This window comes from Streptomyces sp. NPDC090499, assembly GCF_044769305.1.
In the GTDB taxonomy this organism is placed as follows: domain Bacteria; phylum Actinomycetota; class Actinomycetes; order Streptomycetales; family Streptomycetaceae; genus Streptomyces.
In genome coordinates this window covers 502,093-521,443 of record NZ_JBIVXP010000002.1, presented here as the reverse complement: position 1 = coordinate 521,443, position 19,351 = coordinate 502,093, and the positions used below count along the sequence as shown (strand labels likewise).

The following is a 19,351-nucleotide window of genomic DNA, read 5'->3' as shown; positions in this document are numbered from 1 at the left end:
TGCAGACGGTGCGCTGCGCGCGGGACGAGGTCGTCGGCGTGCCGGGCGCCGACGAGCTGGATGCCGACCGGTAGACCGTCGGCGGTCGTGCCGCAGGGCACGGCGGCGGCGGGCTGCCCGGTGAGGTTGAAGGGGTAGGTGAAGGGTGTCCGGCTGGTCCAGTGCCCGTCTCCCGGGTCCGGCGTGTCCTGCCCGGCGGTGAAGGCGGGGACCGGGACGGCCGGGGCGACGAGGAGGTCGTATCGCTCGTGCAGGGCGGCGGTGCGTGCGCACAGTGCGGCCTGCTGTTCCAGCGCTTCGAGATACTCCGCCCACGCGATCGCCCATCCGTCCGAAGATCAGCCCTCCGAGGGGCGGGGCGACGAAGCCGACGGCCAGTGTCGCGAAGTAGGCGAGCGTCGAGGTGACCGCGTCGGAGGATGCGAAGTACTGCTTGTCGAAGACGAGGGCAGCGGCGGTGGTGAAGAGGAAGAAGTCGTACCACTCAAGAGCGTTGCCGACGAGTGCTGCGATCGCGACTCTCGCCGGTGGAGGCCGTGGCGTTGTCCATGCGCAAGGGGACATTCCGGCTTGTGCCTCAGTGGGATGGGTGGACGCTAAGCCTTGCCCCATGGGGCAACGTCAACGGGTGTGCATGGAATTGACGTGCCGGAGATCCCTGCCTGACCGATCGGCTCCGGCAAGCAGTTGCCACCGCCGCGAGGACGCCCTCCACCGCCTTGCTCACGAGCACGGCGCGGCAGCTTGGGTGGTCGTCGGAGCCGGAGCAGGGACCCATCTGGTGGCCACAACCAGCCGTACACGACCTCGCAGACCGGCCCGAACTACCGGTCGACACAGCCTCGCCGGTGCTGTCGGAGCAGGTGAAGTAGAAGTAAGGGCCGCCCGCGGACGTTGCACGGCTGCCGTGCCCCGCGCTTGGAGACCAGGGGTGTCTTGGCCGCGAGCAAGGGGGCCCGCGGGCACGCCGCCTGAGCCGATCGTGGTGCAGGGCGCACGCGATGTGAACCCTGCCGTACCGAGTCCGGTGGTCTGCGACGTCCGGTACCACCACAACCTGTGCCCGGGGGACGCCCACTGCTTCTGGCTGGAAGCGGAGAAGGCCGGAGTAGGTCTGTTGGAGGGTTCACCTGCATGAGCGCATTTGTGCTTCGAGCAGGCGACTTACCTGGCTCAACCCACCGAATGCAGAGCAGTCGGTTGATGTCCTGATGATTCAGGTCATTCTGTCCTTAAAGGGAGAGAACGTCGAGATTTTTGAACTCCCTAAAAAGTTTCCTTCTGGGAAAACTTGCCGGAAGGGAAGAATTTCAGGATCATAGCTGTCATGACGCAGCAGGCAGGGTTGCGGGAACGCAAGAAGCAGGCAACCCGCGCCGCGCTCAGCCGGGCCGCCTGGGTGCAGGCATGCGAAAACGGGGTGGACGCGGTCAGTGCGGAAAGCGTGGCCGAAGCTGTGGGTGTTTCGGAGCGGACGTTTCGCAATTACTTCGGCTCACGTGAAGAAGCGATCGTGGAAGCGGTCGTTCACCATGTCGAGGTCATGGCCGAGGCGTTGCGGGGGCGGCCGACCGGCGAATCTGTCTGGGACAGTCTGGCAGCCGTACTGCCCGAGACCGTTTCGGGCATGGTGACTGACCAGGAGGACGTCAACGCGCTGTTGCGGCTGTCCCGGAACAACCCTGCGGTGCTGGCCCAGCAACTGGCTTCCTACGAACGGGTTCACCGGCTGTTGGAGCAGGCTCTTGCGGAGCGCACAGGCAGCCTTGACCTAGCGACGAAGCTGGTGGCCGGCGCCGCCAGGGTGGCGGTGCAGACCTCGATCGAGACCTGGGCGGCCGAAGACTGCCGGACCAGCCTTGCCGTGATCGTCGGTGAGGCTCTCGCGCAACTGCGGCGCGGGATCCCCATGGCTTCCCCGGGAGATTCGGGCACTCACCGTACAGGGGGCGGTGGGTCCTGATGCGGCTCTCTGTCCGCGACTGCCTCTTCGCGGCTCCGGTCCGATCGCAACATGTCAGCGCCGCGACGCGGTCCGCTGACGAGCGTCGACCGCGGAACGGGGCAAGGGAACCAAAGGCCCGCAGCCGAACAGCGCCTTTCGACGACTCGGCTCGGTGAACGAGTCGGGTGGCTCATGTCCGAGGTGGACATTCCGGATCATCTGCCCGAAGGAGTCACAGGTGAATCAAAATCTCGATACGCACAAAGTGGAGAGGTTCCTCGCGCTGCATCACTCCGAACAACCTCTGCTGGTGGCAAACCCCTGGGACCCCGGGTCCGCCAAGCTGTTCGAAGCGGTCGGTTATCCGGCCCTCGCCACGACGAGTGGCGGTCTAGCGGCATCACAAGGCCGCCTGGACGGCGGCACGAGCCTTCAGCAGGTCCTGGACCATTCACGTGAGATCGCGAACTCGGTCGCTGTTCCGGTTATCGGCGATTTCGAGGACGCCTTCGCTGACGCTCCGGCCGATGTGGCGCGCAACATCGGGCTGGTCAGGGAAACGGGACTCATCGGGTGTTCCATCGAGGACTACACACGTCGTCCCGACGATCCGATCTACGAATTCGCCCATGCCGTCGAGCGCGTCGCCGCAGCAGCCGAAGCCGCGCACGCGGGACCGTCTCCGTTCGTCCTCACGGCTCGCTGCGAGAATCACCTCCGGGGGCGTCCGGATATCGCGGACACGATCAAGCGGCTCCAGGCGTACCAAGAGGCGGGGGCCGACGTGCTGTTCGCCCCCATGGTGCTGGACCTGACGGATCTGCGCTCCCTGGTCTCCTCCGTCGACCTGCCGGTGAACGTGATGGCGATGCCGGGTGGTCCGAGCGTCGCTCAGTTCACCGAAGCCGGCGCCGCTCGTATCTCGCTTGGCGGCATGCTGAGCTATGTGGCACTGGGCGGGGCAGTCCGGGCGGCGAAAGAGGTACTGGAGGAGGGCACCTTCGGTCCCTGGTCTGAGTTCGGTGTGGCATACCCCTTGATGCAGACGGCGTTCACCCGCTGAGGGACTGCCCCTCGCCGTCAAGGAAGCACTCAGCGGCGGGTGTGACGCGCAGAGCCTCCTTCCGGACCAAGAAGGGGACTGCGTCGTCGGTGGCCTGGGCGGCGAGGCCGAGGGTGAGAGGCGGGTGCTGTTCGACGTTCCCTGACGCGTGGATCCACCCCGCCGTCCATCCGGCGGGGGCCGCCAGGCTGGTCACCCGAGACCGTGCTGCCTCCGCCGTCGGCCTCACTTCACCCGCCCACGGTGCGCTCACAGACAGCACCGGCCGTCAGAAGCCGCTGTCCTACCGGTTGTGATCACTGAGTCCCGGCTGCTCAGACATGGTCCCGGTGGCGTTGTAGGAGCGGTCGGGCGAATCAGCATCCCCGACGATGCGGAGGAGGCCGGTGGCGTCACCGACTGTGCCCGATGGGCAGGATCACGGCCGACAGGTGTTCCGGATCGCGGAAGACGTGCTGATCCGCGGCGTGCAGTGTGACGGCGCCGGCGCGGGGCTCGCCGGTGCCGGGATTGCGGTTGTAGCGGGGAAGGCGCCGCTTGAGATCTGGACGCGGATGCGGTGGCCGCGCGTGAAACAGTACGCCGTCGGCCACAGCTTCACCGCCGCACAGGAGATCTCGTCGGCGCCGTACGGCGGTCCGGTTGAGCGTGCCGAAGAAGCCGTTCAAGGTCCTGGTCATGGCGAACGCGCGTGATCCGGTGAGCATCGCCCGGCAGAACGGCGGATGTGCCGTCAAGTGGCCTGCCAGCACCAGCACTTGTGTACCCATGGTTCTGTTCGCGGGAACGAACGGGCAGCAGTCGTACACCGGTTCGGGAGGCAGCCAGTGCCTGCGTGGGAACCGAAATGTGCACGAGTTCCGACGGTAGTGGTGTAGAGGCTGATGAGCTACCGGCCAGGGTGCGGTGCACATCACCATGGCGGTGAGGGTGTGTTCGGTGAAGTCCGGGTTCGTGGCTCGAACGGTCCAGCCGGTCGCTGTCGGGCTCGATTCGCCGAAGAGGACCGCGGGGGCGCCGGACGCGCCGCCGCCGGTCGGTACCTGGCCGGCGGGGCATTCTGCGTGGACCGTCCCCACCGCTCCGGATGCCGGCCTGCTCCTACGCGGAACCGCAGCCGAGGACGATCTGCGGGTCGCGGTCGTCGGCACCGCAACCCCACGCCGGAGGGCGTCGCCCACGCGCAGACGATCGCGGGCGGGCAGGTTCCTTGCGTGCGACGCCGTGAGATCCGGCGGCTCACCGCACCGGCCGACTCGCCCACGCGCTCGGCGTGAAGTCTCACGACTTGGCCTGGCAGTTAGGGCACAGCCCCCACCACGTGATCTCGGCCCCGTCGACGTGTAGCCCTGGTTTTCCCCGGGATCGAGGCATGGAGCCTCGCCGATGGAGCAGCCGACGTCCTGCATGCCGCCGCAGCGCCGGCGGACCTGATGATGGTTGTCGCCGACGCGTAGCTCGTACCGGGCCGGGGGGTCGGCCGGCTCGACGCGCCAGACCAGTTCGGCGCTGGTGAGCTCCTCGAGCGCGTTGCACAGGCCCTGCTTGGACAGGCCGCTGTACGAGGACGTGCCCACGCCGAGTCCGGTCTCGAGGTCCGAGGTGGTGGAATGCGGATGCCCCTCCAGCGCGGTCAGCATCGCGCGGCGCTGCGCAATCCCTTGCGCTTCAGCAGGTCGCCCGCCGGCTGATCCGTCATGCCGGCGCTCCTCCAGCCTCGGATCAGGGGGTACTCCCGGCCAGATCGCAGGCGTGGCACACCAACTTGCGGGCCATGTAGCCCCGGAAGGGGCCCAGGCCGACCGAGCGGGAAACCTGCACCTGGCGGATACGGGCGTGATTCTCGCAGGTGGCGAGGCCGCACTGGGAGCAGACACCGATGCCTTCGGCATCGCTGCGGGCTTCCTGAAGACAGTCGTAGCACTTCATGGAGGACTCCGTTTTCGGAGGGTGGGGGCCCGCGCCCTCGCGCCAGCCGCAACGGGATGGATTTGCCTGATGGCGACGGGTCACCCCAAGGCTTAAAAGACGGATCACAGATTGGATCGAGTCAACTCTACAGCAAATCTTGAATGACTCACTTACTTGAATCATTCGTGTCTAGGTCCTTAGGCTGCCGCTCATGAACGCACCCCAGACCCCGACCACCCCTGAGGAGCTGCGGGGGGCCGGCCTGCGGGTGACGGCCGCCCGTGTCGCGCTGCTCGAGACCGTTCGCGCCGGTGATCACCTCGATGCGGAGGCGGTCACCGCCGACGTGCGCAAGCGCGTGGGCCACATCTCCCTACAGGCCGTCTACGAGGCCCTCCACGCGCTCACCACGGCCGGCCTGGTCCGCCGTATCGAGCCACCGGGCAGCCCCGCCCGGTACGAGGGCCGGGTCGGCGACAACCATCACCATCTGGTCTGCCGGGAGTGCGCGGCGGTCGTCGACGTCGACTGCGCGGTCGGTCACGCCCCCTGTCTGACCGCGTCCGACGACCGGGGCTTCGCGATCGACGAGGCCGAGGTCATCTACTGGGGCCTGTGCCCCACCTGTTCCACCGTCCGCAAGGCTTGAGAACCAAACCCGGAAGGTTTCCCCTCATGTCCGAGAACAGCGCCGCTGAAGGCAAATGCCCCGTCGCGCACGAGCGTGCCGCACACCCCACCCAGGGCGGTGGCAACCGTCAGTGGTGGCCCGAGCGTCTCAACCTGAAGATCCTCGCCAAGAACCCCGCCGTGGCCAACCCGCTCGGTGAGGACTTCGATTACGCCGAGGCGTTCAACAACCTCGACCTCGCGGCCGTCAAACAGGACATAGCCGCGGTACTGACCGAGTCCCAGGACTGGTGGCCGGCCGACTTCGGCAACTACGGCCCGTTCATGATCCGGATGGCCTGGCACAGCGCGGGCACCTACCGCATCTTCGACGGCCGGGGCGGCGCCGGCGCCGGCCAGCAGCGTTTCGCGCCGCTGAACAGCTGGCCGGACAACGTCGGTCTGGACAAGGCCCGCCGTCTGCTGTGGCCGGTGAAGAAGAAGTACGGCAAGAGTCTGTCCTGGGCCGACCTGATGATCCTCGCCGGCAACGTGGCCCTGGAGTCCATGGGCTTTACGACCTTCGGCTTCGGCGGCGGCCGCGAGGACGTCTGGGAGCCCGACGAGGACGTCTACTGGGGTCCCGAGAAGGTGTGGCTGGACGACCAGCGCTACACCGGCGACCGCGACCTGGAGAGCCCGCTCGGCGCCGTCCAGATGGGCCTCATCTACGTCAACCCGGAGGGCCCCAACGGCAACCCGGACCCGATCGCCGCGGCCCGCGACATCCGGGAGACCTTCCGCCGGATGGCGATGAACGACGAGGAGACCGTCGCCCTCATCGCCGGCGGCCACACCTTCGGCAAGACCCACGGCGCCGGCCCCGCGGACAACGTCGGCCCCGAGCCGGAGGCTGCCCCGATCGAGGCCCAGGGCTTCGGCTGGGCCAGCACCTACGGCACCGGCAAGGCCGGCGACGCGATCTTGTCCGGCCTGGAGGTCACCTGGACCAGTTCGCCCACCAAGTGGAGCAACAACTTCTTCTGGAACCTCTTCAGCTTCGAGTGGGAACTGACCGAGTCCCCGGCCGGCGCCAAGCAGTGGCGACCGAAGGGTGGCGCGGGCGCGGGCACGGTCCCCTCCGCGCACGACCCGGAGAAGAAGATCGCGCCGGGCATGCTCACCACCGATCTGGCGCTGCGCTTCGACCCGGTCTACGAGCGGATCTCGCGCCGCTTCCTGGAGAACCCCGACCAGTTCGCGGACGCCTTCGCCCGCGCCTGGTACAAGCTGACCCACCGTGACATGGGCCCGAAGTCGCTGTACCTCGGCCCGGAGGTCCCGGCGGAGACCCTGCTGTGGCAGGATCCGCTGCCGGAGGCCGAGGGCGAGGCCATCGACGCCGCCGACGTGACGGCCCTGAAGGCCAAGCTCCTCGACTCGGGCCTCACGGTCTCGCAGCTGGTCTCCACCGCGTGGGCGTCGGCCTCGACGTACCGCAACAGCGACAAGCGCGGCGGTGCCAACGGCGCCCGCATCCGCCTGCAGCCGCAGGCCGGCTGGGACGTCAACGAGCCCGACGAGCTGGCGCAGGTCCTGCGCGTCCTGGAGGGCGTCCAGGCGGAATTCAACTCCGGCGCCAAGAAGGTCTCCCTGGCCGACCTGATCGTCCTCGGTGGCGCGGCCGCCGTGGAGAAGGCCGCCAAGGACGTCGGTGTGGACGTCGAGGTGCCGTTCACCGCGGGCCGCGTGGACGCCACGGACGAGCACACGGACGCGGAGTCCTTCGCCGCCCTCGAGCCCTCCGCCGACGGCTTCCGCAACTACCAGGGCAAGGGCAACCGCCTGCCCGCCGAGTACCTGCTGCTCGACAAGGCGAACCTGCTCGGCCTGAGCGCCCCCGAGCTCACCGTCCTCGTCGGCGGTCTGCGCGTCCTGGGCGCCAACTACCAGAACACCGCGTACGGCGTCCTCACCGAGACCCCGGGCAAGCTGACGAACGACTTCTTCGTCAACCTGCTCGACCTGGGCACGACGTGGAAGTCGGTCTCCGAGGATCAGACGGTCTTCGAGGGCCGTGACGACGCGACCGGCGCGGTCAAGTGGACCGGCACCCGTGCCGACCTCGTCTTCGGCTCCAACTCCGAGCTGCGCGCCCTCGCCGAGGTCTACGCCTCGGACGACGCGAAGGAGAAGTTCGTCAACGACTTCATCGCGGCGTGGGTCAAGGTCATGAACGCGGACCGGTTCGACCTCGTCTGACCGTGATCACGACGTCCGGGTCGGCTCGCACGAGTCGGCCCGGACGTCTTCATCTGCCGGTCGCAGTCCGACGTACCGCGCGAACACCGGCCCGCGGGCCGGGACCCAGCTCGGTAACTTCAACTGCGGCTCCAACGGAACGGGCACGATGTCGCAGGGTGTCCACACTGCAGGCATCCAGGGCTCCTGAGGTGAAGGTGGTGGTCAGGTCGGCGAGTACTGCTGCGCGGTCGCGCCGTATACCGGCGGCCAGGGTACGGAGTTCTCGTTGTCCGTCGAGGCGGACATCGGCGAGCCAGACGTCGAGGGCCAGGGCTGGGCTGCGTTCGCACAGCTCATCAAGGAATTTGTGCTCGGTCTCGGTGAGGTGTTCGGGCCGGCGCGTGGTCCCGTCGGTGACCCGGCGAACGGTCAGGCGGGGCAGCGGAGCATCCGTCGGGATCGTTACGGTGCGGCAGGGCCGCAGGTGGCGGCGGACGGGGTTGATGTCGCCGCAGTAGCCCAGCTGCTGGATCTCCCGGGTGAGCGCGGTGGTGTTGGTGCAGCCCTCTCTCCATCGGTGAGACAGACAGAGCCGGTAGTCGTCGATCACGCTTGGGCGGTGGGGTGCCGCGACGAGGAGCTGTTCGACATCGGGGCCCGGGCGAAGCGCAGGACGGTGCCGCGGCTGAGGTGGAGTTCACGGGCGATGGCTCGCAGGCTGTTGCCGCGTTCGATGCGTTCGTGGATCTGCTGATGGCGTTCGCGAGTGCGAGCAACTAGCGGCCGAGGCCGTCCGTGCACGTAGAGTTCGCCGCTCCGTCTCCCCCCGAATGTGATCCAGAACCACATTTCAGAGGCCACCACGCGGCTCCGGGGCGAGTCGTTTCAGCCGACGGGGAGAGGTGCTGTGCCGAGTGCGGCCGACATGAGGGTGCGCAGAGTTGCCGGTTGCTCCGGGCGGGAGGCGAAGCGGCGGTTCAGCGCGATGTCGTTGACGACGGTGAATGCGGCGTGGACGTGGATGCGTGCCTGTTTCTCCGGCAGTTCGGGCCTGACTGTGGTGAGCAGCTCCGTCCAGTGCTTGGTGTAGGCCCGCTGGAAGCGGAGAAGTTCTGCGGCTTCACGATGGGGCAGGTTGTTGCCCTCGCTGAAGTACGCCGCGACGAAGTCGTGGTACTCCACCACGGTGTCGACGTAGTCACCGACGAGCAGGTCCAGTGTCTGGCGTGGTGCCTGGTCCGCGGCACGGGCCTGTGCGGTTGTCTGCCGGAGCCGCTCTCTGATCCGTTCGGCGATGGACTGCAGTAGCTCGCTCTTGCCGCTGAAGTGACTGTAGATGCTGGGTCCGGCTATGCCGGTGGCGGCGCCGATGTCCTCCATCGTCACGGCGTGGTAGCCGTGCTCCCGGAACAGCTGGGCCGAGACGACGAGCAATTGCTCGCGCCGCGTGTCCAGAAGCCCGGTCTCGCGGTGTGGCTCCTGCCGTACCGACCCCACCGCCTCGCCTGGCTCGGCGGTGAGTACGTCCATGGCGATCGTCACCAGCAACTGTTGGAGAACGCCCTGCGGAAGACGAACCCGGTGATCGGAGATGCTGCCCAGCACGCTTGCTCCGGCCCAGGCCCGGACTTCGGCGTCGGCGGTGGCCAACTCGGTGAGCAGGCGGTGCAGTTCGCTGACGACCAGGTCTGCGATCTGCGCCATGAGGCGGGCCGTGCCAGATCGTCGGGGTGCGGGGAGGTGGCGTCGTTCCCGGCGCCACAGGGCGCCGACCTCAGGGTGGCTGATCATGTGGGCCGCCAGGGCCTCGAATGCCCCGCACAACCGCTCGGCGGGCGCGCCGGGAATGTCGGGCCCCAGTCGAATCTCGGCGATGCGCAGGATCTGTTCCATGCCTGTCTGCAGGATGTGGTCGAGCATCGCCTGTTTGCTCGGGAAGTGTCGGTAGATCGCTGGGCCGCTGAGGCCGGCGGTCGCGGCGATGTCGTTGACCGACACGTTGTGATAGCCCTGGCGTGCGAAGAGTTCGGCTGCGATCTGGGCGAGCTGCTCGCGCCGGGATCCTCGTCTCGGCCTGGTGGCGCTGCGCGCCTGTGGACTCATTCTCCGCCCGTCCACGGCAGGTAGTCCGGTAGGCCGTCACTCACCCGGCTCGGGAAAACGGGCGGCCGCTTCTCGAAGAACGACGTGACGCCTTCCGCCGCGTCGGGCTTGTGCACGAGGTCGGCCACGAGTTGAGTCTCCAGGTCGTGGGCTTGCAGAGGCGAGTCGAGAGACGACATACGGTAGAGCATCTGGCGGGTGATGGCGATCGCGACCGGAGCCGCCTGCGTGACGATGCCGGCCGCCAGCTCGTACGCTGCCTCCAGTAGCGCCTCGGGCTGGTGGATGCTGCGTACCAGCCCGGAGTCCAGGGCCTCCCGGGCGTCGAATACCCGCCCGCTCATCATCCAGTCGAGCGCCTTCGGCAAGCCGACCAGGCGGGGCAGGAACCAGGTGGAACCACCTTCGCCGACGATGCCCCGCCGGGTGAAGGGGAAGCCGAACTTGCCCGCAGTGGACGCGAGCCGGAAATCGGCAGCCAGCGGGACGGTCGCCCCCGCACCGACCGCGGCTCCGTTGAGAGCGGCGATGACAGGTTTGTCCATGGTGTGGATGCGAGACGACACCCAGCCGGCCGGTTCCAGTTCGAGCGGTGGGAGGTCGTCTTCTCCCCGCCCGGTGATGTCGAAGCTCCCGTCGGAGAGGTCGGCGCCCACGCAGAAGTCCCGTCCGGCACCGGTCAGCACCACCGCGCGTACATCGTCGTCCGCGTCCGCCCGGTCGAAGGCGTGCCGGAGCTCCTGGGCCATCCGCACGGTGTAGGCGTTGCGCGCCTCGGGGCGATCGAGCGTGATCGTCGCCACTGCGTCGGCCACGGTGTAGCGGACCTGCCCGTATGTGCTCACCCATCCTCCAAAGTTAATCGTCACTAGGGTAAATAGTGCACGTGAAAGTCATTGACAGCAAGCTGGTATGGCTCCAGATTGTTAATCGCCATTAGGTTGCTTGATGAGCTTGGAAGGAGTGGGGTGTGGGCATGGCTCGGTACCACTCTCCCTGGGGGAGCGAGGAGCTGGACGCCGTACGGGAGCTGGCTCGCGCCTTCTTCGTGAAGGAGGCCGCGCCGCTTGAGGAGAAGTTCGCGCGCCAGGGCTATCCCGACCCCGAACTCTGGCGGCGGGCCGGAGAGCTGGGCCTGCTGTGCACCTCGATACCCGAGGAATACGGCGGCGGTGGCGGGACCATCGCCCACGAGACCGTGCTGATCGACGAGCAGATGCGGGCCGGGGCCGGGGCCATGGCCATCAGCGTGCACTCCGGGATCGTGGCCCACTACCTCAACGCCTACGCCACCGAAGAGCAGAAGCTGCGATGGCTGCCAAGGATGGCCGGCGGGGAACTCGTCGGGGCCGTCGCGATGACCGAACCCGGCGCCGGATCGGACCTGCAGAACATCCGGACCCGAGCGGTGCGCGACGGCGACGAGTACGTCATCAGCGGGGCGAAGACCTTCATCACCAACGGCCGTAACACGGAGCTGCTGGTCATCGCGGCGAAGACCGATCCGGCACAGGGCGCCAGCGGAATCTCGCTCTTCGTCGCCGAGGTCGACGACCGGACACCGGGCTTCCAGCGCGGGCGTGTGCTGCACAAGATCGGTCAGAAGAGCACCGACACCGCCGAGCTGTACTTCGACGAGCTGGCGGTTCCGGCGGCCAACCTGCTGGGCGGCCAGGAGGGCCGGGGCTTCGGGCAGCTGATGCAGCAGTTGCCTCAGGAGCGGCTGATCATCGCCGCCATCGGCCTGGCCTGGATGGAGAGCGCGATCGCCGCGACGACGGCATACGTCAAGGAGCGCCAAGCGTTCGGCAAGCCGCTCCTCGACATGCAGAACGTGCGCTTCGAACTCGCCGAGTGTGCCACCGTCGCCCGCGTAGCACGGGTCTTCCTGGACGACTGCCTTGCCCGCCACCTGCGCGGTGAGCTGGACGCCGTCACGGCGTCCATGGCCAAGTACTGGATCACCGACCGGCAGACCGAGGTTGTGGACCGGTGCCTGCAACTGCACGGGGGCTACGGCTACATGCTCGAGTACCCGATCGCCCGGATCTTCGCGGACGGCCGCGTCCAGCGCATTTACGGCGGGGCCAACGAAGTCATGAAGGAACTCATCGCCCGCTCGCTGTGAGCATGCGGCGAGCAGGCACCAGAGAGGAACCACCCCTTGAGCACTGAAGCGTTTGTCTACGATGCGATCCGGACACCGCGAGGCAGGGGCAAGCGGAGCGGTTCATTGCACGGGATCAAACCCATCACCCTCGTCGTCGGTCTCATCGACGAGATCCGGCGCCGGTATCCGGCACTGGACCCGAACCTGATCGACGACATCGTGCTCGGCGTCGTCACGCCGGTCGGCGACCAGGGCTCCGACATCGCCAAGACCGCCGCCCTAGCGGCGGGTCTGCCGGAGACCACCGCCGGCGTGCAGCTCAACCGGTTCTGTGCCTCGGGCCTGGAAGCCGTGAACACCGCGGCGCAGAAGGTGCGGTCGGGCTTCGAGGACCTGGTGCTGGCCGGCGGCGTGGAGTCGATGTCGAGGGTGCCGATGGGCTCCGACGGCGGCGCGTGGATGATGGACCCCGAAACGGCGTACGAGTCGTACTTCGTCCCGCAGGGCATCGGCGCCGACCTGATCGCGACCGTCGAAGGCTTCACCCGCGAGGACGTCGACCGCTATGCGCTGCTCTCCCAGGAACGGGCGGCGAAGGCGCAGGCGGGCGGGCTGTTCGCCGGGTCCGTCGTACCGGTCAAGGACCGCAACGGTCTGAACGTCCTCGACCACGACGAGTTCATCCGGCCGGACACCACCCTGGACCGACTCGGAGCGCTGAAACCCTCCTTCGCCAAGCCCGGCGAACTGGCCGGCTTCGACGCCGTGGCACTGCAGAAGTACCACTGGATCGAGAAGATCGACCACGTCCACACCCCGGGCAACTCCTCCGGGATCGTGGACGGAGCCTCGCTCGTCGTCATCGGCAGCGAGCAGGTCGGACAGGAAGCCGGCCTCACCCCGCGAGCCCGCATCGTGGCGACGGCCGTGTCCGGCGCCGAGTCGACCATCATGCTCACCGGTCCGGCCCGGGCCGCCCGTAAGGCCCTGGCCAAAGCAGGTCTCACCACCGACGACATCGACCTGGTGGAGATCAACGAGGCATTCGCCGCCGTCGTCCTGCGCTTCCTCAAGGACATGGACCTTCCGCTGGAGAAGGTCAACGTCAACGGCGGCGCCATCGCGATGGGCCATCCCCTCGGTGCCACCGGCGCGATGATCCTCGCCACCGTGATCGACGAACTGGAGCGACGGGACCTGCGCTACGGCCTGTGCACGCTCTGCGTCGGCGGCGGTATGGGGATCGCCACCATCGTCGAGCGCCTGTGACCCCGCGACCCACTGAAGCGAGAGACAAAGCAATGACCGAGCAGGACTTCATCCGCTGGGAGCGGGACACCGACGGCATCGTCGTTCTCACCATGGACGCTCCCGGACGGTCCGCCAACACGATGAACACCGCGTTCATGGATGCTTTCAGCGTCGTGATGGACCGGCTGGAGGCCGAACGGGAGACGATCACCGGCGTCGTGCTCACCTCGGCGAAGAAGACCTTCTTCGCCGGCGGAGACCTCGCCGAGCTGATCCGGATGAAACCGCAGGACGCCGGGGCGGCGATGGCATTCGTCGGCCGCATGAAGGACATGCTGGGCCGACTGGAGACGCTGGGCCGGCCGGTCGTCGCGGCCATCAACGGTGCCGCGCTCGGCGGAGGCCTCGAGATCGCACTCTCCTGCCACTACCGCATCGCGCTCGACGCCGAAGGGTCACGCATCGGGCTGCCCGAAGTCACTCTGGGCCTCCTGCCCGGTGCGGGCGGCGTCGTGCGGACCGTTCGGCTGCTGGGCGTCAGCGACGCGCTCACCAAGGTCCTGCTCCAGGGACAGCGCCACAAGCCCGCCGCCGCGCAGGAGATCGGCCTGGTCCACGAGGTCGTCGCCACGCCCGGAGAGATGATCACCCGCGCGAAGCGGTGGGTGAAGGACAACCCCGACGCCGTCCAGCCCTGGGACACCGAGGGGTACCGGATTCCGGGGGGTACGCCGGCGACCCCCGCCTTCGCTGCCGCCCTCCCGGCGTTCCCGGCAACCCTGCGCAGACAGCTCAAGGGCGCCCGCTATCCGGCCCCTCGCAACATCCTGGCCGCCGCGGTCGAAGGGACGCAGGTCGACATCGGCACCGCGTTCACCATCGAGGGCCGCTACTTCACGGAACTGGTCACTGGCCAGATCTCCAAGAACATGACTCAGGCGTTCTTCTTCGACCTGCAGCACATCAACGCCGGAGGCAGCCGACCGGACGGCCGCGACACACGGCGCGCGAAGAAAGTCGCTGTGCTCGGCGCCGGCATGATGGGCGCGGGCATCGCCTACGTGTGTGCCCGCAGTGGCATGGACGTACTGCTCAAGGATGTGTCCATCGAGGCCGCCGAGAAGGGCAAGACCTACTCGGCCAAGCTGCTGGAGAAGGCCGTCGCCCGCGGTGCGGCCACTCGTGAGCAGGCCGACGAGGTGCTCGCCCGGATCACGCCCACCGCCGAAGTCTCAGAACTCGCGGGCTGTGATCTCGTCATCGAGGCAGTGTTCGAGAGCGTCGCACTCAAGCAGAAGGTCTTCCAGGAGATAGAGGACGTCGTCGAGCCCGGCGCCCTCCTCGGCTCCAACACCTCGACGCTGCCGATTACCCGGCTTGCCGAGGGCGTGAAGGACCAGGAGAACTTCATCGGCCTGCACTTCTTCTCCCCGGTCGACAAGATGCCGTTGCTGGAGATCGTCGTGGGGGAGAAGACCTCCGACGCCGCCCTGGCCAAGGCCGTCGATGTCGCCCGGCAGATCGGCAAGACCCCTATCGTCGTCAACGACAGCCGAGGCTTCTTCACCAGCCGGGTGATCGGCCGGTTCCTCGACGAGGCGGTGGCCATGGTCGGCGAGGGCGTCGCTCCCGCCTCTGTCGAACAGGCCGCCGCCCAGGCGGGCTATCCCGCCCCCGCTCTGCAGCTCATGGACGAACTCACGCTCACCCTCCCGCGAAGGATCCGCGAGGAGACGAAGGCCGCGGCCCTGGCCGAGGGCAAGGGATGGCCGGAGCACGGATCCGAGGCGGTCATCGACCGCATGATCGACGAGTTCGGCCGAGCCGGTCGTTCCTCCGGCGCGGGTTTCTATGAGTACGCCGACGGCAAGCGGGTCGGCCTGTGGCCGGGACTGGCCGAGCATTTCACGAAGGCCGGCTACGAGATCCCGTTCCGGGACATGCAGGAACGCATGCTGTTCGCCGAGGCCCTGGACACAGTCCGCTGCTTCGACGAGGGCGTGCTCCGTTCGGTGCCCGACGCCAACATCGGGTCCCTGTACGGCATTGGCTTCCCCGGCTGGACCGGCGGCGTCATCCAGTACATCAACCAGTACGACGGCGGACCAAGCGGCTTCGTGGCCCGGGCCCATGACCTCGCCGCCCAGTACGGCGATCGGTTCCTCCCGCCGTCCTCGCTGATCGAGAAGGCAGACAAGGGCGAGCTCTACAGCTGACTCTCGCTCCGAAGTGTGCCGGCCGGAGCCGAGCCGATGTACGAGGAGTTCAAGGAGCAGGCGTATGGGTCTCCTGCTCTCGTCGCCGGTCACCTCGGCCGCAAGAGCGGCCGGGGGCTTCTGCAGCTGCGAAGGACGACGACCGGAATTCATCCGCCGCCGTACCGTATCCGCCCAGGGAGTCACTATGTATCTCACCCAGAGCATTCACCGAGCCGTCCAGCAGGGACCGGACGCTCCCAGCACCATCTTCGGCGATCGGGTACGCACGGCCGCCGAATCCGCCGACCGGATCTCGCGCCTGGCAGGAGCCCTGAAGCTGCTCGGTGTCCAAACCGGGGACCGCGTGGCCATGCTCGCCCTCAACTCGGACCGCTACCACGAGTACCTCCTGGCTACGTGGTGGGCCGGCGCGGCTGTCGTCCCCCTGAACATCCGTTGGGCTCCCACGGAGATCCTGTTCTCACTGCACGATTCAGGGGCTCACATGCTGCTGGTGGACGACGCGTTCGCCCCTGTGGTGCCGTCCCTGGAAGAGGCATTGGACACCGTCGTGTACTGCGGCGACGGCGCCGTACCCGAGGGCATGCTCGGCTACGAGCAACTGATCGCCGCTGCCGAACCGGTGGAAGACGTGAGAGCTGGTGGTGACACCCTGGCAGGGATCTTTTACACGGGTGGTACCACGGGCTTCCCCAAGGGCGTCATGCTCAGCCATTCCAATCTGCGGGTCTCGGCGACGGGGGGCCAGGCCCACGCCGGCCTGGCCGTCCCCGATGGTCGGATGCTGCACGCCGCTCCCATGTTCCACTTGGCCGACCTGGCCGTGTGGACCGCGCAGCACCTGGTCGGGGGATCCCATGTGATCATCCCAGCGTTCGAGCCGATCGCGGTGATGAAGGCCATCGAGACACATCGGGTCACGTCCCTGCTCCTGGTGCCAGTGATGATCCAGATGCTGGTGGACCATCCGGACATGGCCAAGCACGATCTGTCCAGTTGTCACAGCGTTCTCTACGGCGCGTCCTCGATCGCCGAGGCGGTCCTCAAACGCGCCATGAACGCGTTCCCCAACGCCGGGTTCGTCCAGGCGTACGGCATGACCGAGGTGGCTCCCATCGCCACCCTGCTGACTGCGCAGGACCACGCGGAGGGGCACCTGCGCTCGGCGGGACGGGCCGCTGCCCACTCCGAGATCCGCATCGCCGCACCGGACGGTACCGATGCTCCGGTCGGTACCGTTGGTGAGGTCCTCGTCAGGGGCGGTCACGTGATGCTCGGGTACTGGAACAATCCCGCCGACACGTCCGATGCCCTGAGGGGAGGGTGGTACCACACCGGTGACGGCGCGTACATGGATGAGAACGGCTACCTCTACATCGCGGACCGGCTGAAGGACATGATCGTCTCGGGCGGGGAGAACATCTACTCGGCAGAGGTCGAAAACGCCGTTGCGCAGCACCCTGCGGTCGCCACGTGCGCGGTTATCGGAGTACCCGACGAGCGGTTCGGTGAGCGCGTCCACGCCGTTGTCGTGCTCAGGCAAGGTTTCGCCGCCACCGCAGAGGAAATCCGGGGCCACACGAAAACTCTGATCGCCGGATACAAAGCTCCTCGCTCAGTCGAGTTCACGGATGCCCTGCCGCTTTCCGGTGCGGGAAAGATCCTCAAGCGAGAGCTCCGCAAGCGCTACTCACGGGCCAACGGCCTCATCGACGACTGACGTTCGGAAAGGAGTCTTCCGCCAACGCCTCTGGGGACGGGCCACTTTGCCCCGAGCGACACCTTGGTCGCAGGGTCTGCCCAGGTCGAGGCAGGGAACGGCTCGCTGCTTACGTGTTCCGCCGTGGCCGGGCGTGCGGCTTGATGGCCTGCGACAACGTGATCGAGCACGAAACTGCCGAGCCGTCAGCGGCGTATCGCTGCGCGCCGTATTGGTGAACCTGTCGACGATCAAGCTATGCGAACGCCCATACAGGTCAGTTCGGCTCGCACGCTCTCGTCGGAGGCGAGGGAGTGCAGCAGGTGGGACCGGCTCAACCGCAGCGGCGTCCGGCAGTTCAACCGGGCCCTGCACACCATCACGCTCATCCGGATGCGGCTGGAACCTGCGACGAAGACGTACGTCGCTCGCCACGTCGCCGAGGGCAGCCTGTATCTGCCTTTCTCGGTCATGGTCATGGTCGTGGTCGGCCACGACTACCTGCCGCACAACATGGGCGTGGCCCAGCGGCGTCACCGTCGGCTTGGCTGTCTGTGTCGGCGGCGTGCTCAGTCCCGCCGAGGGCTGGATCGATGACCATGTCGGCCTTCCCGTGGCGCTTGTCGTTCTGGCTTGCCTGCCGTTACTCGCCTTGCTCGTCACATCGCGCTCAAGAGCCCTGGCCGCAGCCATCCGCCCATGGACAAGACCTACGGCGAGGGCGTCTCATGACGCTTCCGGAGCAGGATCCGCGTCCGTGCGCTGTATTGCCCTGCGGCGGCTTCGCCCCACGCGTGGACAACTGCCTCTCAACCGCCGTCACACGACGTGGGTGGGAGCCACCGTGACAAAGGCGGTGACCGTTCAGGGGGACGCCTGCGACGCGCTCTCGGCACGTCGTTGCCGTTCCACGATCGCGGGCAGTTGCTCGTAGATCGCCTCGATGAGTCCACAGAGCCGCTCGGCGATCGGGCGGCCGATTTCGGTCAGGTCGTAGTCCACGCGCAGTGGCACCGTCGGGTGTGGGGTACGCGAGACCAGCCCGTCGGTCTCCAAGCGCTGCAAGGTCTGGGTGAGCATTCGATCGGTGACACCCCCGACCGCTCGACGCACCTCTGAGAACCGCATTGGACCGGCGACCAGCACAGCGAGCACCAGCCCACCCCACCGGCCCGTCGCGTGTTCGAGCACGCAGCGGGAGAGGCAGTCCGGGTCGAACACGCTCATCTCAACGACGTGGTCACGGGCAGAGGTCACACCGCCATCATACCCGGCAGCTACTTCTTATAAGGAAGTGCTACCTTTTCGGAAGTGCTACGGGGGCTGTAACAGGTGGGCACGCCGCAACGGACGTCGATGTCGGAGGAGAACAGGGATGAGTACGCAGGTCGTGGGCATCATCGGCAGCGGAAAGATCGGGACGGACGTGGCCAGGCTCGCGACCGCCGCAGGACTGCAGGTGGCGGTCAGTAATTCTCGCGGCCCCGAAAGTCTGAGCGACCTCGTCGAGCAGCTCGGTCCTCTTGCGACTGCCGCCACCTCTGCCGGCGCGGCACGTTCCGCGGACATCGTGGTGCTCGCGCTGCCGTTGTCCGCATTTCGGGACCTCCCCGCCGAGGCACTGGCAGGCAAGACGGTCGTGGACGCGACCAACTACTACCCGCAGCGGGACGGTCAGATCGCTGAGCTGGATGCCGGCAGGGTCACCTCGAGCGAGTTGGTCCAACGCGCGCTGCCGGAAGCGCGGGTGGTGAAGGCGCTGAACACGGTGGACTTCATCCGGCTTCCTGCGCTGGCCCGGCCCTCTGACGCCGCTGACAGGACCGCGCTGCCGGTCGCTGGTGACGACCTCGATGCGAAGGCGGCCGTGGTGGCGTTCCTCGATGCCATTGGCTTCGACGCCGTCGACGCCGGCAGTCTGTCGGACGGGTGGCGGTTCCAGCCGGGCACACCGACTTTCGTCGCCCCGTACTCCACGTCGGCCGAGTCCGCGGGCGATGATCCCGCCCGAGCGTTCCTGGAAGCCGTCCCGGTTCCGGTTCATGCCGTGCGTGCCCGCGAACTTCTCGCAGCGGCGAGCCGTGATCGCTGAGGATCCCGAAGCCCGCAGCCTTGTGACGCTGCGCGCCGTCTCGCCCGCATACATCCCGTCTGGATCGATGACTATGCGTGGCTGATGTTGGACTATTCCCCGTTT

The 19,351-nt window shown here is 67.4% G+C and carries 16 protein-coding genes and 1 pseudogene; 10 read left to right on the top strand and 7 right to left on the bottom strand.

The window, feature by feature from the left end:
* Positions 1-86 precede the first annotated feature (86 nt).
* Positions 87-254: pseudogene (locus ACIQVL_RS10765) on the bottom strand (amidase); the annotation flags it as partial.
* 1,073 nt (positions 255-1,327) lie between these two features.
* On the opposite strand from ACIQVL_RS10765, the gene ACIQVL_RS10760 reads away from it, so the two are divergent.
* Positions 1,328-1,963, top strand: coding sequence for a TetR/AcrR family transcriptional regulator (locus ACIQVL_RS10760; RefSeq protein ID WP_403475088.1), 636 nt, complete (start codon positions 1,328-1,330; stop codon positions 1,961-1,963).
* 220 nt (positions 1,964-2,183) lie between these two features.
* Positions 2,184-3,008 (top strand): isocitrate lyase/phosphoenolpyruvate mutase family protein, encoded by an 825-nt coding sequence (locus ACIQVL_RS10755; RefSeq protein WP_403475087.1) that lies wholly within the window; start codon positions 2,184-2,186, stop codon positions 3,006-3,008.
* Between the two features lie 418 nt (positions 3,009-3,426).
* Here the strand turns inward: ACIQVL_RS10755 and ACIQVL_RS10750 are convergent, their stop codons facing one another.
* Positions 3,427-3,609: a CocE/NonD family hydrolase C-terminal non-catalytic domain-containing protein gene (locus ACIQVL_RS10750; RefSeq protein ID WP_403475086.1), complete on the bottom strand. Its 183-nt coding sequence runs from the start codon at positions 3,607-3,609 to the stop codon at positions 3,427-3,429.
* Between the two features lie 1,121 nt (positions 3,610-4,730).
* On the bottom strand, positions 4,731-4,937 hold the full coding sequence (locus ACIQVL_RS10745; RefSeq protein ID WP_403475085.1) for a DUF2180 family protein: 207 nt from the start codon (positions 4,935-4,937) through the stop codon (positions 4,731-4,733).
* Between the two features lie 193 nt (positions 4,938-5,130).
* On the opposite strand from ACIQVL_RS10745, the gene ACIQVL_RS10740 reads away from it, so the two are divergent.
* Together ACIQVL_RS10740 and katG are read left to right on the top strand one after the other, a co-directional pair.
* Positions 5,131-5,568, top strand: coding sequence for a Fur family transcriptional regulator (locus tag ACIQVL_RS10740; RefSeq protein WP_403475084.1), 438 nt, complete (start codon positions 5,131-5,133; stop codon positions 5,566-5,568).
* A gap of 26 nt (positions 5,569-5,594) precedes the next feature.
* A complete protein-coding gene (gene katG / locus ACIQVL_RS10735; protein WP_403475083.1) occupies positions 5,595-7,790 on the top strand; it encodes a catalase/peroxidase HPI in 2,196 nt (731 codons plus the stop codon).
* A 49-nt stretch (positions 7,791-7,839) separates the two neighbouring features.
* Here katG and ACIQVL_RS10730 read toward each other — a convergent pair whose 3' ends face one another.
* From ACIQVL_RS10730 to ACIQVL_RS10720, 3 genes are all read right to left on the bottom strand, one after another.
* On the bottom strand, positions 7,840-8,382 hold the full coding sequence (locus tag ACIQVL_RS10730; protein ID WP_403475082.1) for a hypothetical protein: 543 nt from the start codon (positions 8,380-8,382) through the stop codon (positions 7,840-7,842).
* Between the two features lie 275 nt (positions 8,383-8,657).
* The gene (locus ACIQVL_RS10725) at positions 8,658-9,875 is read right to left on the bottom strand and encodes a TetR/AcrR family transcriptional regulator (RefSeq protein WP_403475081.1); all 1,218 of its coding nucleotides are present in this window, start codon (positions 9,873-9,875) and stop codon (positions 8,658-8,660) included.
* On the bottom strand, positions 9,872-10,720 hold the full coding sequence (locus ACIQVL_RS10720; RefSeq protein WP_403475080.1) for an enoyl-CoA hydratase-related protein: 849 nt from the start codon (positions 10,718-10,720) through the stop codon (positions 9,872-9,874). Before ACIQVL_RS10720 ends, ACIQVL_RS10725 begins: the two co-directional genes overlap by 4 nt.
* Positions 10,721-10,851: 131 nt before the next feature.
* On the opposite strand from ACIQVL_RS10720, the gene ACIQVL_RS10715 reads away from it, so the two are divergent.
* From ACIQVL_RS10715 to ACIQVL_RS10695, 5 genes are all read left to right on the top strand, one after another.
* Positions 10,852-12,003, top strand: a complete 1,152-nt coding sequence (locus ACIQVL_RS10715) for an acyl-CoA dehydrogenase family protein (RefSeq protein WP_403475079.1) — start codon at positions 10,852-10,854, stop codon at positions 12,001-12,003.
* A gap of 36 nt (positions 12,004-12,039) precedes the next feature.
* Positions 12,040-13,254 carry an acetyl-CoA C-acetyltransferase gene (locus ACIQVL_RS10710; RefSeq protein ID WP_403475078.1) on the top strand — a complete coding sequence of 405 codons (1,215 nt, stop codon included), beginning with the start codon at positions 12,040-12,042 and terminating at the stop codon, positions 13,252-13,254.
* 32 nt (positions 13,255-13,286) lie between these two features.
* A complete protein-coding gene (locus ACIQVL_RS10705; protein ID WP_403475077.1) occupies positions 13,287-15,452 on the top strand; it encodes a 3-hydroxyacyl-CoA dehydrogenase NAD-binding domain-containing protein in 2,166 nt (721 codons plus the stop codon).
* A gap of 187 nt (positions 15,453-15,639) precedes the next feature.
* A complete protein-coding gene (locus ACIQVL_RS10700) occupies positions 15,640-17,175 on the top strand; it encodes a long-chain fatty acid--CoA ligase (protein ID WP_403475076.1) in 1,536 nt (511 codons plus the stop codon).
* Between the two features lie 237 nt (positions 17,176-17,412).
* The gene (locus ACIQVL_RS10695) at positions 17,413-17,751 is read left to right on the top strand and encodes a hypothetical protein (protein ID WP_403475075.1); all 339 of its coding nucleotides are present in this window, start codon (positions 17,413-17,415) and stop codon (positions 17,749-17,751) included.
* Between the two features lie 267 nt (positions 17,752-18,018).
* On the opposite strand, the gene ACIQVL_RS10690 is transcribed toward ACIQVL_RS10695, so the two are convergent.
* Entirely contained in the window at positions 18,019-18,411 is a 393-nt protein-coding gene (locus ACIQVL_RS10690; RefSeq protein ID WP_403475074.1) for a winged helix-turn-helix transcriptional regulator, read from the bottom strand.
* A gap of 37 nt (positions 18,412-18,448) precedes the next feature.
* On the opposite strand from ACIQVL_RS10690, the gene ACIQVL_RS10685 reads away from it, so the two are divergent.
* On the top strand, positions 18,449-19,246 hold the full coding sequence (locus ACIQVL_RS10685) for an NADPH-dependent F420 reductase (RefSeq protein WP_403475073.1): 798 nt from the start codon (positions 18,449-18,451) through the stop codon (positions 19,244-19,246).
* Positions 19,247-19,351: the final 105 nt, after the last annotated feature.